Consider the following 14,803-nt stretch of genomic DNA (forward strand, 5'->3'; position numbering starts at 1 on the left):
TAACCGTATTCCGGGCGCGCCTCAGATGCTGATCGAATGTCCGGCAAGTGCCAGACACAGCCGTTGGCTCAGGCGGCGTTCGCCTGGTCGGTGATCCGGGCCTTGATGTTGTCGACCATGGTTTCGCGGATAATTTCTTCGCCGTGTGCGGTCCGCATGTGCTCGACGGCGCGGCGGACGACTTCGGCTTCTTCCTCGGCGCGGGTGTGCCAAGGGCAGCCCGGAACCAGTGAACCGCATTCAAACTGCTTCATGTCGCATCTCCTCTTCGACTGGGTTCAGCATCCAAAACCTATCATGAAACGCTAACGGGGCATAGTCGGCATACGATGGGCGAGCGGTGTCCACACCTGCTGCCACTGTCTGATGAACGCGTGTAGCGGTCGATCGGCCACTTTACTCCGGCATGGCCCAAGCGCGAAACACCGAGCCGGTGGCTTGCGGTGGACGACGGCGCGGGGCGCCTTCGACGTGATTGGCAGCGGCGAGATCGGTCAGATCTCGGCCCGCCAAGCCGAGCCGTACCCGTTCGACGAAATATGCATGGGGAAGATCGACACCGCTCGTCTCCCGCAGTTGCTCGGCAAGCCGATCGATGAATTCGAGCTTGTCGAGTGCCCTATCCGTTGCGGCTGATTGCTGGGGTGGAATGCTGCTTGGGTAGGCCATCGCGCTTCTCCTCCATGTAACCGAGAAAAAGATAACACGGCAGCGGTGCAATCCAAATGCAATTTTGTGTCGCAGGCGCTGGCGGCGATGGCCCGAAGCCGGGGATAAGAAGCCCGGATTTGGAAACGGATGTCTACAAGTCAGTTCAGGGCCAGCGTACCACCGGCGGCATTGACGACAGGATCGACTCGACATTGCCGCCGGTCTTCAGGCCGAAGATCGTGCCACGATCGTAGAGCAGGTTGAATTCGACATAACGGCCGCGTCGAATGAGCTGCTCATCGCGGTCCTCCTCCGTCCAGGATTGGTTGAAATTCGACCGTACAATGCGTGGATAGGCGAGATTGAAGGCGCGGCCGACGTCCTGGACGAAGGCGAAATCGGCAGCCCAGCCGCCATGCTCGTCGTCGGAATGCAGCCAGTCGAAGAAGATGCCGCCGATACCGCGTGCTTCGTTGCGGTGGGGAAGGAAGAAATAGTCGTCGCACCAGGTCTTGTATTTGGGATAGTCCGCGACCTGGGCGTGGCGGCTGCAGGTGATTTCCATGGCGCGGTGGAAAAGCCGGCTGTCCTGGTCTTCCTGGGTTCGGCGTCGATCGAGCACTGGGGTAAGGTCGGCGCCTCCGCCGACCACTGGCTTGTGGTCACCACCATACGGGTGTTCATGTGGACGGCCGGCACATTCGGATTGACCGGATGGGCGATCAGCGAGATGCCCGAAGCCCAGAAGCGCGGATCTTCCTCGGCACCCGGCATGGTCTTGCGGAATTCCGGGGAGAATTCGCCGTGGACCGTCGAAGTATGCACGCCGACCTTCTCGAAGACGCGGCCTTCCATCATCGACATGCGCCCGCCGCCGCCGTCGCCGCCGTCGCGCTGCCAGTCCTTGGCCGTGAAGCGGCCAGGTGCCTGATCCGCGAGCGGGCCGGTGAGCTCGTCTTCGAGCGCCTCGAAAGACGCGCAAATCGTATCACGCAGGTTTTCGAACCAGGCGCGTGCCGCCAGCTTCTTTTCCTCGATGTCGTCTGGCAGGCCTTTCGGCAGATCAGGTCTTTGCATGGCTTCCCCTGGACAACAGCCCATGCGCCGACTCGGCGCCCATTCGAATTCCGCAATTAACAGGACCATCTCGCCTGGACCAGTCCGCGGTCCTTCATTCGTTGAAAAATCGACTCGCAAAACGGGCGTTCCGTCATTAATTTGATCGCAAGCGAGGTGTTTCATGACGAAAATACCCGGTCCTCCGTCGTTCGACGGCCTGAAAAGACGCATTGCCAGCCACCGGCAGGCCAAGGCCGGCAAGGATGGTGGCCATTTCGTGCGCGAGACCTTCTGCCTCACGCGTGACGAGGCGCGGGCCAAGGCACGGGAATGGTTCGACAGTTTTCCCAAGGCGGCCTATTGGACGGAAGTCGAGAGCTGGCGCCAACTCGATGGCGACCGGATCGAGTTCACGATGCGCCGCCTACCGTCAGCCGACTGACCACGCCGGGCGTCTTGCCTCGCGCGCCCCTGTATTTCGCGAGGGGTTATCCGGCAATGGCTAAAATCCTAACGGTTTCTGAAAGCGGATATCAAGCCGTCCCTGGCATGTATGCCTCAGTCGGCGGTTTGCGCGTGCGTGCCTCCCCCCGCATGAACCCGTTGTCAAAGCCCTGGCTTTCGCCTCGGCAGGTCACGTGGTTCACAGCAAGGACAAATGATGACAAGCGTTTCCTTTAATTCGACGTCTGCCTCGGCACTGTCGCTGCTGACCGGTTCGAGCCGGGCGCTCGAAGCGACGCAGACGCGGGTTGCCTCGGGCAAGCGGTTCGACGAGGCGTCGGACAACGCCGCCTATTGGTCGATCGCCACGACCATGAGCGCCGACAACATGTCGCTGTCCAGCGCCGAGGACGCCACTGGGCTGGCCGCCGCAGTCACCGATACCGCAGCGCTCGGCATGGAGATGGCGACCTCGATCGTTGCCGAGATACAATCCAGGCTGGTTCTCGCCCAGGCGGTCGGCACGAACCGGTCGGCCGTCAATGCGGAGATCACCCAACTCAAGGAGCAACTGGGTACGCTTGCCCAGTCGAGCGCGTTCAACGGCCAGAATTGGCTGAACCTGGATGTCGGTCAGCAGCCCAAGATCCAGTCGATGGTGGCTTCTGTTACAAGCAATGGAAATGGCGATGTCTCAGTCAATGTCATCGATTTCGACACAGCGAAGTCGACTTTGATCAGCGGCCAGAACGCGCAGGATGGCTTGCTCACTCAGTCCTATTCGGGCACGACAAAGAGCGGCGTGGTCTACGACTACCATCTGCTCGACGCCAATTCCGCCGTGCAGGTTGCCGCCACATCCAAAGAGATTTCCATCTCGGGCACGACCACCAGCGACGAGTTTGCCGGCATGATTTCGGCGATGAACTCCATGATGACCAGCATGATGGATGCCAGCGCCAATCTCGGTGCGACCCGTAGCCGGATCGCCTCAAACACCGAATTTCTGAAAGCACTTCAGGATATCACGGAGATCGGCATTGGCCGTCTGGTGGATGCGGACATGGAGGAAGATTCCGCGAGGTTGTCGGCACAGAAGGTCCAGCAGCAGTTGCAGACTATCGGCCTAAACATTGCCAACAGTTCAATGGGGGCTTCGCTGAAGCTGTTCGCCTGAGCATGACGCTTCACGATGCAAAAGGCCGGCGAAAGTTCGCCGGCCTTTGTCGTTTGTTCGGTCGGGATCGGCCCTTAGCGCCGGGTCGTGCCTTTCGGTTTCGACGCCCTGTGTGACGCACTCTTGCTCTTGCGGGCAGGGTGGCGCTGCGCAACAGGCGCCGCGGGAGGCGCTTCGATTTCTGGTGCTGTTGCCACGGGTTTATCGGCGACCATGGTCACTGGCGAAGCAATGGGCTTCTCCTTCTTCGCGGCGACGTCTGGCGCGGCGGCTTCGACGATCACCGCCTCGGCTTCCACCTGCATAGTCTTGGCCACAGGCGGTTGTTTCAATTTCACCGGCGCATCTGCCTCAAGCGTTTCAGGTGCTGCTTCGGCGACGACCGCTGGCGCGGCAATCTCAACTTCGGGAGCTGCTTCGGCCTCCAGCTCGGGGATCGGCGAAACCGCGGCGTCCTCGGCGATGGTCGCCACAGGCGCGGCCGTTTCCGCCTGTTCCGTTACGACCGGCAAGCTGCGGGCGATAATGCCCTTCATGATCTTGGTCACCTGCAGGGCGCCGGCAAGGTCGGTGTTGGTCGAGTGGCCCGCCAGCGGCACGCGAATATCGCTGTCGATTTGCGGGCGCGAGTTGATCTCGCCGAACCAGTCGAGTTCGCCGATCACGTCGACTACCTCACGACAGTCCGGCGGCATGGTGATGCGGCCACCGAAGGTGACGATGCGCAAGCCGCCGGCGAGCTCACGCAGTCGCCGCCGATCCTCTTCCCTGATGGCGTAGAGTGCCTCGGAGAGAACGCGATTGCCGCGCGAATGGCCGGCAAGAAGGTGGAAGGAGAGGCTCGGATCCGCCAGCAGGGTTTCAACCGTATCGGTGTCGAGCGCGCTCGGACGGGCTTTCAGCGCCAGCTTGTGGCGATCCTCGTAGGCACCGAGATGCGGGCGACCGACGACATCGTCGATCACCTCAAGATCGTTGCGCATGTGGCCTAGCCAGCCGAAGAAGAAGGAGCCGCCGATGGTTTCGTTGATGATGTCGCCGAGACCGTAGCCGGAAACCACGGCGGCGACCGGCTCACCGATCGCATCGGCGACGTTGCGGGCGAAGGCGGCAGCACCGATCGCCGAGCCGCCGATACCGGCGATAGCGAGGGCATGCACGTCGCTCCCGCCGCGCAGCTTGTACTCGGCCACGCTGTCGCAGATTGTCAGCATGTCGCCGCCGCTTGGCGGCACGATCATAATCAGGCCTTCCGAACCGAGGGAATCGCTGATGTAGAAAGTCTCCTCCGCGGTCAGCGACTTCACGTCGTAGTAAAGCGCGTCGAGGCCGGTGTTGCGCAGCCGCCAGGGTTCGAGCGTGGCATTGCGGGCAGGGCGGCGCTGCAGCCGCTCCGGAATGCTGAGGGTTCTTGCGAACTGGGTTAAACTCAGGGCGAATGCGGTCTTGAACATAGATCGTCTCCCGGTTTTTTATTGCGATGCAGCATATCAGCTTCCGGTAGAATTAGCAAACTTAGAGGGACGCCGAAGCCATCATGTCGCAGTTGTGAATGCCCGTGAACGCAAAGGATGCACCCGCACGGCAGCAGGCGCGACCAGTCTAGCGCGGCCTTGCGACGATTGATTGATGGAGGGGAAAGGCGCCGGGCTGCTGCCGCATGGCTCAGCGCACTTGCCTGAGTGCCTCGCCGGCGATCATCGCGACTGACATGGCCACGTTGATAGAGCGTTGGCCTTCGACCATGGGAATGGTGAGGCGGGCGTCAGCCTTGTCATGGACGTGATCGGGAACGCCGGCGCTTTCGCGCCCGAACAGCAGGATGTCGTCGGGATGATAGGGGAAATCGGTGTAGTGCTCGGCGGCCTTGGTCGATGCGAGCACGAGCCGGCGGCCGCTCTCGCGTCGCCATTCCTCGAAGTGTTCGAAATTGACGTGGCGCACGAGCGAGACGCTTGCCAGATAATCCATGCCTGCCCGCTTGAGGTTGCGGTCGGAAATGTCGAAGCCGGCAGGTTCGATGATGTCGATGCCGAGGCCGAGGCAGGCGGCGAGCCTGAGGATCGTGCCGGTATTGCCGGGAATGTCGGGTTGGTAAAGGGCGATGCGGAGTGCGTTCATGCTCTTTCCTAGCGCGAGGCAACCGTTCTGCTCAAGGGGACGGTGAGGCGCGATTGCCTGTTGTCGTCAAGCAACAGGTTCATCGGATCGAAACTCGACCGGAAGTTTGATGCTTTTCAATTCGGGATAGGAAAGGTAGAAAGCACTCCTCTTCAACACGCAACAGGGAGGCCTCGATGATATCACATGGCATGATGCGCCTTCCGGTGCCGCATTACTTGCAGGCCGCGTGACGGCGACGCCGTCGCCCATCTTCAAAGACTTGTCTATTTGAATCACCTTGCGGCCCATCAAGGCCTCATTGTCTGATCTTCCGCCCTCCCGGCACAGCCAAGCGGCTTCCGGATTGCAAGGGGCGCTGTTTTTCTGGAGAATTTCGATGTTTTCGTGGTTCGAAAACCGCCTCAATCCTTATCCGCCAGAGGATCCGGTGCTACCGCCGAACGCGCTCGTGGCATTCTGCTGGCACTATACGAAGCCGGCTGGCCCCTGGCTTTTGCTGCTCGGGCTCTGCTCCATGCTGATCGCCGTGGGTGAGGTCCTCCTCTATCAGTTCCTCGGCAATATCGTCGATTGGCTGTCGGTTGCCGACCGCGCCACCTTTCTCGAAATGGAGAAGGGCAGGCTGATCTGGATGGCGGCGCTGCTTCTGGTGGGCCTGCCGGTCGTCGGATTTATCCATACGCTGACCATGCACCAGGTGCTCGCTGGCAATTTCCCGATGATCGCCCGCTGGCAGATGCACCGCTTCCTGCTGCGCCATTCGATGACCTTCTTCGCCAACGAATTTGCCGGCCGGGTGTCCACCAAGGTGATGCAGACCTCGCTTGCCGTACGGGAAGCGGTTATGAAGATCATCGACGTGTTCGTCTATGCGATCAGCTTCTTCGTCTCGATGCTGGCACTGGTGTTTGCCGCCGACTGGCGGCTGGTGGCGCCGCTGATCATCTGGATCGTCGCCTACACGCTGATCCTCACCCTCTTCGTTCCGCGCCTGCGGCGGCTGTCCAGCGCGCAGGCCGATGCACGCTCGATGATGACAGGGCGGATCGTCGACAGCTACACCAATATCGCAACGGTGAAGCTGTTCTCGCATGCCGGTCGTGAGGAAGCCTATGCCAAGGAAGGCATGAACGCCTTCCTCGACACCGTCCACCGGCAGATGCGGCAGATCACCTTGCTCAATGTCTTCGTCGACATCAACAACGCGATCGTGCTGTTCGCCATATCCGGCCTCAGCATCTGGTTCTGGCTGGGGGGCACGGTTTCGGTCGGCGCGATCGCGGTCGCCATCGGCCTTGCCATGCGGATCAACGGCATGTCGCAGTGGATCATGTGGGAGGTCTCGGCGCTGTTCGAAAACATCGGCACGGTCTATGACGGCATGGGCATGATGACCAAGGCGCACGACATCACCGACGCGCCGGGCGCCAAGGCTCTGGAAGCGCCGAAGGGCGAGATCGTCTACGACCAAGTCCGTTTCCACTATGGCAAGGACAAGGGCGTGATCGAGGACTTCTCGCTGACCATCAAGGCTGGCGAGAAGGTCGGTCTGGTCGGACGCTCCGGTGCCGGCAAGACGACGCTGATGAACCTCTTGCTGCGTTTCTACGATCTCGAGAAGGGCCATATCCTGATCGACGGCCAGGACATTTCCGCGGTCTCGCAGGAGAGCCTGCGGGCGCTGATCGGTGTCGTCACGCAAGACACGTCGCTGCTACATCGCTCGATTCGCGACAACATCGCCTACGGCCGGCCGGAGGCCAGCGATGCCGAGGTGCTGGAGGCTGCCAGGCGCGCCAACGCGCTCGAGTTCATCGACGGGCTGGTCGACATGCAGGGCCGCAAGGGGCTCGACGCACAGGTCGGCGAGCGGGGCGTCAAGCTCTCGGGCGGACAGCGCCAGCGCATCGCGATTGCCCGGGTATTCCTCAAGAATGCACCCATCCTGATCCTCGACGAGGCGACTTCGGCGCTCGATTCCGAAGTCGAGGCGGCGATCCAGGAAAGCCTGTTCTCGCTGATGGAAGGTAAGACCGTCATCGCCATCGCTCATCGGCTATCGACGTTGACGCAGATGGACCGTCTGGTCGTGCTCGACAAGGGCCACATCATCGAGACCGGAACCCATGGCCAACTGGTGGCCGAGGGGGGCGTCTATGCCGACCTGTGGAACCGCCAGTCGGGCGGGTTCCTGGCCGATCAGCACGAAACCGAGGAAGCGGCGGAATAGCTGCAACCTGCGCGGGATACTTGAGGCCGGGCACAGCGGGAGGCGCCGTCGATCGGCGCCTCCCCATATATAGCGTGCTAAATCCAATAGGCCCGCCCGTAAGGTTCCATTCATGCGCCGCGCACTATTGAGAAGTACCCGACGTTTCGATGGGAAATGATCTTCCTTGGGCATTCCTGCCCGCGCCGTTGGGATGTCCTCACACCTCCCGGATAGAAGTTCATGTCAAACATCAAGATCAAGATAATGCTGCCGCTGCTTTTCGCCGTGGTGGTGCTGCTCGGCTTCGGCCAAGGCGTGATGGCCTTCAAATTCATCTCCGACATCAAGGCGCAGGTCGATGTCATTGGCCGCGAACGCCTGCCGCGCACCCTGGGTATTGCCGAGATGGATGCGCGCTTCGCCGAAGTGCGGCGCAACTATGCCGTGATGTTGAGCTCGGTTGGCGCCAAGGAAGTCGCCCGGGTCGGGGACGTTCTGAAGCAGTCCATCGCGGATCGCGATACGGCATTCGCCGCCTTTGAGGCAGGTATTACGAATGACACGACGCGCGCGCGCTTCAGTGCGCTCGGTGCGGAAATCAACAAGTATGACGCACTCGGCGCCAAGCTGATGGAACTGAAGGGCGCCTACGATTCGGAAGGCGCACGCGCCATTTTCGTCGGAGAAATGACCGACGTGGCAAAGAATGTCGTCGCCCGGATGCAAGAGATGACAGCGGCCAACAACGAAACGAGCAAGACCGCCATCGCGACGGCTGACAGTGTTTCGGCCTTTGCTCTCTACAGCACACTGGGCTTCATGCTTGTCGCCTGTGTGCTTGCCGCCGGAGCCGTCGCGATCAGCATCGTGCGCGTCGTCCGCCCGATCGGCAGGATTACCCAATCAATGAACGGCTTGGCCAACGGCGACACCGCAAGCGAAGTGCCGTTCGGCGGCCGCAAGGATGAAATTGGCGAGATGGCGGCGGCGGTCGCTGTTTTCCGCACAAATGCAATAGAGCGCGCCGCCCTGGAGCGCCAGGCCGAGGAGAACCGCAATCTCAGCGAAGAGGAGCGGATCGCCCGCGAAGAGCAGAAGGCACGGGAGGCTGCGGAGGTGCAGTTTGCCGTCGACCAGCTCGCCGAGGGCCTGAAGCGTCTTTCCGACGGCGATCTTGCCGTGCAGATCAATGCGACGTTTGCTGGCCAGCTCGATGCGCTGCGCACCAACTTCAACCATTCGGTTTCGAAACTTCAGGATGCAATGCGCGCTGTCGGCGAAAACGCCCGGGCGATTGATGCGGGCGCGAACGAGATATTGTCTGCCGCAGACGACCTGTCGAAGCGGACCGAGCAGCAGGCGGCCTCCGTGGAGGAAACCGCCGCGGCACTGGAACAGGTGACCACGGCGGTCAAGGATTCGTCCGTCCGGGCCGAGGAGGCCGGCGCCCTGGTGTCTCGCACCCGCGAGGGTGCGGAACGCTCCGGCGAGGTCGTCCGCCGCGCGGTCGCCGCCATGCAGGCGATCGAGAAGTCGTCCGGCGAGATCAGCAACATCATCGGTGTGATTGATGACATCGCTTTCCAGACAAATCTCTTGGCGCTCAATGCCGGTGTCGAAGCGGCCCGCGCAGGCGAAGCCGGCAAGGGCTTTGCCGTCGTCGCCCAGGAAGTGCGCGAACTTGCGCAGCGTTCGGCCAATGCCGCCAAGGAGATCAAGGCGCTGATCACCACCTCGGGCGATCAGGTTCGAAACGGTGTGACGCTGGTCGGCGAAACCGGCCAGGCGCTGGAGAAGATCGTCGCCGAAGTGCAGGAGATCAACCGCAATGTCGGCGCGATCGTCACCTCGGCGCGTGAACAGTCGACCGGGCTTCACGAGATCAATACTGCCGTCAACACCATGGACCAGGGCACCCAGCAGAATGCGGCGATGGTTGAAGAACAGACGGCCGCGAGCCATAGCCTCGCTCAGCAGGCGGCGGCGCTGACCTCGTTGATGGCGCAGTTCAGGCTTGGCGGCAGTCAGACCGCCCAGCAGGCCGCGCAGCCCGTGCGGATGGCGACGCCCGCCTCGCGTCCGGCGGCTTCGCCGGCCCGTGCGCTCGGTCAGAAGCTCGCCGGCGCCTTCAAGGGCAATGTGGCCGTCGCCCAGGAAAGCTGGACGGAATTCTGATCTGGACGGATCAATCGACAGGAATGGGGATGGGGCAGAAATGCCCCATTTCCTTTTGCGCCTTGGTCCGGCAGCCTTGGGCGCGGCGGCCTCCGGCGGCGGAAGCTGCAGTTTTCCTGCATGCTTTGCGTGGAGAATTCGATTGCCGCTCAGGCCTGGCACGATCTATGCAATTTTCGGCCGTTTGCAGACGCAACGGCAGAGCGACTGAGGGGGGGCTCATGCGACACTATCTCGATTGGGTCTGGGCGGGGCTCGCCGGCGGATTGCTAGCGGTAATGATCACCATCAACAGTGGGCTGGCCGCACATTCGACGCCCTTCGTCGCTTCATGGGTTGTGCACGGGGTAGGGGCGGTGGCCGCCTTCTTCCTGCTGCGCGTCAATCTGCTGCTGGTGTCCAAGCGGGGGGTTACGGTAGGGCAAGGGATTTCGAAGCCGCCGCTCTGGTCCTATCTCGGAGGAGCGCCGGGCGCCTTTGCGGTGGCGCTCTCCTCGATCGCCGTCAATTCGGAGCTGGCGCTCGCCGGCGGGCTTTCGCTTCTGCTGGTGGGCCAGATCCTGTTCGGCCTGATCTCCGACCTCTGGGGCCTGTTCGGCACGCCGAAGCGAGCGCTCAACAGGTTTGACCTGATGGCCGCTGCCTGTGTCGTCGCCGGCAGCGCACTGATCATCTATTCTGGAGGCGCATGATGCTGACCTCGATCCTGATTGCGCTTGCCGGCGGGGCGGCCGTCGGCATGAGCCGCTCGATCAATGGTCGTCTGACCATGGACCGCGGTGCCTTCCGCGCCTCGTTCTGGAACCACTTCATCGGCTTTGCTCTGCTCAGCGTGTTCGTCATTTTGTTCGAGCGGCAGGGGATGGCGCTGCTCGCCGAGGTGCCGGCCTGGGCCTTTACCGGCGGCGTGGTCGGCGCCGTGTTCGTCGCAATCTCGTCCTATGTCTTCCCGCGCATCGGGGCCGCGCGGTCGGCGCTGCTGATCATCGGCGGGCAGATGATCGTCGGGCTTCTGATCGACTACCTGCGCGGCACTGCACAATTCTCGATCGGCCAGCCGGCGGGCGTGGCCCTCATCCTGTTCGGCATCTATCTCACGCGCTATTCGCGTTAATGGGGGCTGGCGCGGCGACAGCAACGACATCATGGCATGGCGATTGTGGGCCGGAATGCGGCGATTGCCTTTGCCCTGCAGCGGAATCCGCCTATATCCCGGACCATGATCTTCCGCTCCGTTGCCCGCCTGTTCGAAAACTGGATCAGTCCCTTCGCCCGTACCGACGACCTCAGGCCGCCGTCCGGGACCTGGGCCTTTGTCTGGTTCTATGTCCGCCAGGCCAAGCTGCCCTTCGTCATGATGGCCCTGTTCGGCGGGGCAGTCGCCATGCTGGAGGCGGCGCTGTTCTGGTTCGTCGGTCGCCTGGTCGACCTGCTTGACACGGTACCAAAGGAGGCCGGATGGGACGGGTTGATCGCCGCATATGGCTATGAGCTTCTGGCCATGGCACTGGTCGTGCTGGCCGGCCGCTTCATCGTCGTCACGCTCGGCGCGCTGGTCGAGGAGCAGGTAATCGTCCTCAACTTCTTCAACCTGGTGCGATGGCAGGCCCATGCGCATGTGGCGCGTCAGTCTCTATCCTTTTTTCAGAACGATTTTTCCGGCCGCATCGTCACAAAGGTCTGGTCCGCCGGACAGTCGACCGGCGATCTCCTGACCTCGCTTCTGCAGGTCGTCTGGTTCATGGTGATCTATACGGCGTCGACCATGGCGCTGGTCGCTCAGCTCGACTGGCGTCTCGCGGCGATCATCGCCACATGGATCGCCGTATTCCTCGTTCTGGCGCGCATCTTCGTGCCGCGCATTCGCCACCATGCGAGGGAGACGGCGGAAGCCGCCTCAATGCTGAACGGCCGGCTGGTCGATTCCTATTCGAACATCCAGACCTTGAAACTGTTCGGCCGCGAGCGTCAGAACGACCACTATATCCGTGCCGGTTTCGACCGCTTCCAGGCGACGCTGACGCCCTTTGCGCGGCTGCTGACCGGCGTCCGCTCTTCGCTCGCCATGCTGTCGGGCGTGATGATTCTGATGATTGCCACTCTTTCGATCGACCTGTGGTTCTCCGGCGCGATCACGGCGGGTGGCGTCGCCTTCACCCTCGGCCTCGTCCTGCGGCTGAACATGCTGCTTGGACGGATGATGACGCAGTTGAACGGCATCATGCGCAATGTCGGTACCATTCAGAATTCGGCGGAGCTCATTTCCAAGCCGATCGGCCTCACGGATGCATCCGGTGCCACAGAACTCTTGGTCAAGCGCCCCGAGATCCGCTTCGAGGACGTGTCCTTCCACTACGGCCGCAAAAAGGGTGCGATCGATCACCTGACGCTGACCATCCGGCCCGGCGAGAAGGTTGGCATAGTCGGGCGCTCGGGCGCGGGAAAGTCTACGCTGGTGAACCTGTTGCTGCGTTTCTACGACGTGGAGGAGGGGCGAATCCTGATCGACGGGCAGGATATCTCGGCCGTGACCCAGGAAAGCCTGCGGTCGCAGATCGGCATGGTGACGCAGGACACCGCACTCCTGCATCGGTCGATCCGCGACAACATCGTCTTCGGGCGCGAGGATGCGGGCGAGGATATGCTGATCAAGGCGACTGAACGCGCCGAGGCACTCGAATTCATCGAACGGCTGGAGGACCAGCGCGGCCGGAAAGGGTTCGACGCCCATGTGGGCGAGCGCGGCGTCAAGCTCTCGGGCGGTCAGCGGCAGCGCGTCGCGATTGCCCGCGTCATGTTGAAGGACGCGCCGATCCTGGTGCTCGACGAGGCGACGTCCGCACTCGATTCGGAAGTGGAAGCCGCCATCCAGTCCAATCTCGACAAGCTGATGCGGGGAAAGACCGTGCTGGCGATCGCCCACCGGCTGTCGACCATTGCCGCCCTCGACCGGCTGGTCGTCATGGACAAGGGCAGGATCATCGAGGAGGGGACGCATGCTGAACTTGTTGAAAGGGGCGGGCTTTATGCCGAGCTTTGGGCGCGCCAGTCCGGCGGGTTCCTGCATACGCACGATAGTGAGGATGAAAACGGCGGCGAGGGTCAGCCAGTTGCCGTGTGATGCCGCCGGCGCCGCCGCATCAGTGCTCGACGATGAGCGCCAGATCGCCAATCAGACCGTAGTGGTTCGAACCGTAGGCGTCCTCGAGGCGGGTGAGTGAAAGCGGCACGATGTCCTTCGACACGTAGATGTGATCGATCGGGATGCCGAAAATCCCGGCCGCGACCGGCCAGGTGGCGGGTTCTGTGCCGGCGGTCTGTAGGGCATTGCGCCGCAAGAATTCCTGCATGTCCGGCGCGATGGTGTCGGAGTTGAAGTCACCGCCGATCACGACGGGTCCGCCGCGCTCGCGCAGGACCATACTGGCGCGCCGCAATTCGATGGTGTGATAGTCGTCGAAATACGGCTTTGTCAGGTGGATCGCGGCCAGTTGCACGGACTGCCCGCCGACCCGGATTGTTGCCATGGCGAAACGGTTGCTACGGATCTCGCTCAGGCTGAGAAACTGCGGATCCTCGATCGCATATTTCGACAAGATCATCAGGTCGCATTCCTCCACCAGGATGCCGCAGCCGATCCTGTAGGGATAGGCGGCTTGCAGGGCTGGAAGGTGATGCAGCAGCGGACCTGATTCGAATAGGTAGGCAACGTCCGCTCCCGAGGCGTTGATCATCTCGGCGATGCGGCTGGCATTTTCGTGGTTGTTGCTCAGCATGTTGAAGGAGAGGAGGCGCAACCGCGTCGCCTCCGACGGCATGCCGATCTGGGCGGGCAGGAATTCTCGCTGCATCCATAGGGCATGACCGCACAGCAATAGCGAGGCGGTGAGCAGAGCATATCCAAAGGCGCTGCGTTTCAGCACCAGACAGGTGAGGGCGCCCAGGGCGGCGGTGACGCCAAATTGTGGTTGCAGGCTGAAGAAGAAGGACAGGAACCAGGAATCGGTCACGTAGCGAAGGCTGACGACTATCAGGCCGAAGGACAGAAGCACGCCCAGAGCGGAGGAAGTTCGATCTCTTATCAAAGGTGCAAGTCCGTGGGCGTGAACCCTGTCCAGAAGCGGCGAACATGCCGCAATTCGCTTTGCGTTGCAACAAGGCCCGCGGCTCTTCCAAAAACCCGCGAACAGGCGTGAATATTCCGCGACATTGTGCCCTCATCCCCCTGTGAAGACTGGACATAATCCGATATCAAGCTTAGAAGGCGCCAAATTGGCGAGGAATCTGTGGCGCAATCGTGATCGCGTTGGATTACTTGTCGCCTGGCAATGCGGTGTGTCGCATAGATTTTGCGAAAAGGATGGTTTGACCGTGAGCGAGCACGAGATGAATAGCGAAACCTTGGGCGAGCCTTCTCGCCGCGACTTCCTTTACCTGACCACGGGTGTGGCCGGTGCCGTCGGCGCCGCTGCCTTCGTCTGGCCCTTCATCGACCAGATGCGGCCGGATGCCTCGACGCTGGCGCTCGGCTCGATCGAGGTCGATGTCTCGGCACTCGAGCCAGGCATGTCGCTCATCGTCAAGTGGCGCGGCAAGCCGGTCTTCATCCGCAACCGCACCGACGCGGAAGTCGAGCAAGGCAAGGCTGTCGCGCTCGCAGATCTCAAGGATCCGGTCGCACGCAATGCCAATGGCGATGCCGCCGCCGAAGCTACGGACCTCGCCCGCTCCGCCGGTGAAGGCAAGGAAAACTGGCTAGTGATGATCGGAGTCTGCACCCACCTCGGCTGCGTGCCTTTGGGGCAGGCTGGTGATTTCGGTGGCTGGTTCTGTCCCTGCCACGGTTCGCACTACGATACCGCGGGCCGTATCCGCACAGGTCCGGCTCCGGAAAACCTGCCCATTCCGACATTTGCATTTGTTTCCGATACTGTGATCAAGATCGGCTGAGGGGATTCAGA

The 14,803-nt window shown here is 61.9% G+C and carries 13 protein-coding genes and 1 pseudogene; 8 read left to right on the forward strand and 6 right to left on the reverse strand.

What is annotated here, in order from left to right:
• Positions 1-68: 68 nt before the first annotated feature.
• The 3 genes and pseudogenes from ACWPVA_RS03675 to hemF form a co-directional block, all read right to left on the reverse strand.
• Positions 69-254: a DUF1059 domain-containing protein gene (locus ACWPVA_RS03675; RefSeq protein WP_454286381.1), complete on the reverse strand. Its 186-nt coding sequence runs from the start codon at positions 252-254 to the stop codon at positions 69-71.
• Between the two features lie 142 nt (positions 255-396).
• A complete protein-coding gene (locus tag ACWPVA_RS03680) occupies positions 397-669 on the reverse strand; it encodes a hypothetical protein (protein ID WP_454286382.1) in 273 nt (90 codons plus the stop codon).
• A 145-nt stretch (positions 670-814) separates the two neighbouring features.
• Positions 815-1,728 (reverse strand): annotated as a pseudogene (gene hemF, locus ACWPVA_RS03685) (oxygen-dependent coproporphyrinogen oxidase).
• A 163-nt stretch (positions 1,729-1,891) separates the two neighbouring features.
• On the opposite strand from hemF, the gene ACWPVA_RS03690 reads away from it, so the two are divergent.
• Positions 1,892-2,152: a hypothetical protein gene (locus ACWPVA_RS03690; RefSeq protein ID WP_454286383.1), complete on the forward strand. Its 261-nt coding sequence runs from the start codon at positions 1,892-1,894 to the stop codon at positions 2,150-2,152.
• A 219-nt stretch (positions 2,153-2,371) separates the two neighbouring features.
• Positions 2,372-3,331 (forward strand): flagellin N-terminal helical domain-containing protein, encoded by a 960-nt coding sequence (locus ACWPVA_RS03695; RefSeq protein WP_454286384.1) that lies wholly within the window; start codon positions 2,372-2,374, stop codon positions 3,329-3,331.
• A 74-nt stretch (positions 3,332-3,405) separates the two neighbouring features.
• Here the strand turns inward: ACWPVA_RS03695 and ACWPVA_RS03700 are convergent, their stop codons facing one another.
• Entirely contained in the window at positions 3,406-4,785 is a 1,380-nt protein-coding gene (locus ACWPVA_RS03700) for a cell envelope biogenesis protein OmpA (protein WP_454286385.1), read from the reverse strand.
• Between the two features lie 211 nt (positions 4,786-4,996).
• A complete protein-coding gene (locus ACWPVA_RS03705; RefSeq protein ID WP_454286386.1) occupies positions 4,997-5,452 on the reverse strand; it encodes a tRNA (cytidine(34)-2'-O)-methyltransferase in 456 nt (151 codons plus the stop codon).
• A 379-nt stretch (positions 5,453-5,831) separates the two neighbouring features.
• On the opposite strand from ACWPVA_RS03705, the gene ACWPVA_RS03710 reads away from it, so the two are divergent.
• From ACWPVA_RS03710 to ACWPVA_RS03730, 5 genes are all read left to right on the forward strand, one after another.
• Complete coding sequence (locus ACWPVA_RS03710; RefSeq protein WP_454286387.1) at positions 5,832-7,685, forward strand: ABC transporter ATP-binding protein; 1,854 nt, start codon at positions 5,832-5,834, stop codon at positions 7,683-7,685.
• A 222-nt stretch (positions 7,686-7,907) separates the two neighbouring features.
• Complete coding sequence (locus tag ACWPVA_RS03715; protein ID WP_454286388.1) at positions 7,908-9,842, forward strand: HAMP domain-containing methyl-accepting chemotaxis protein; 1,935 nt, start codon at positions 7,908-7,910, stop codon at positions 9,840-9,842.
• 221 nt (positions 9,843-10,063) lie between these two features.
• The gene (locus ACWPVA_RS03720; protein WP_454286389.1) at positions 10,064-10,534 is read left to right on the forward strand and encodes a DMT family transporter; all 471 of its coding nucleotides are present in this window, start codon (positions 10,064-10,066) and stop codon (positions 10,532-10,534) included.
• Positions 10,534-10,956, forward strand: a complete 423-nt coding sequence (locus tag ACWPVA_RS03725) for a DMT family transporter (protein ID WP_454286390.1) — start codon at positions 10,534-10,536, stop codon at positions 10,954-10,956. Before ACWPVA_RS03720 ends, ACWPVA_RS03725 begins: the two co-directional genes overlap by 1 nt.
• A gap of 105 nt (positions 10,957-11,061) precedes the next feature.
• A complete protein-coding gene (locus tag ACWPVA_RS03730) occupies positions 11,062-12,963 on the forward strand; it encodes an ABC transporter ATP-binding protein (protein ID WP_454289521.1) in 1,902 nt (633 codons plus the stop codon).
• Positions 12,964-12,982: 19 nt separating this feature from the next.
• Here ACWPVA_RS03730 and ACWPVA_RS03735 read toward each other — a convergent pair whose 3' ends face one another.
• Entirely contained in the window at positions 12,983-13,927 is a 945-nt protein-coding gene (locus tag ACWPVA_RS03735) for an endonuclease/exonuclease/phosphatase family protein (RefSeq protein ID WP_454286391.1), read from the reverse strand.
• Positions 13,928-14,213: 286 nt separating this feature from the next.
• On the opposite strand from ACWPVA_RS03735, the gene petA reads away from it, so the two are divergent.
• Positions 14,214-14,792, forward strand: coding sequence for a ubiquinol-cytochrome c reductase iron-sulfur subunit (gene petA, locus ACWPVA_RS03740; RefSeq protein ID WP_454286392.1), 579 nt, complete (start codon positions 14,214-14,216; stop codon positions 14,790-14,792).
• Positions 14,793-14,803: the final 11 nt, after the last annotated feature.

It is taken from the genome of Rhizobium arsenicireducens, assembly GCF_964021225.1.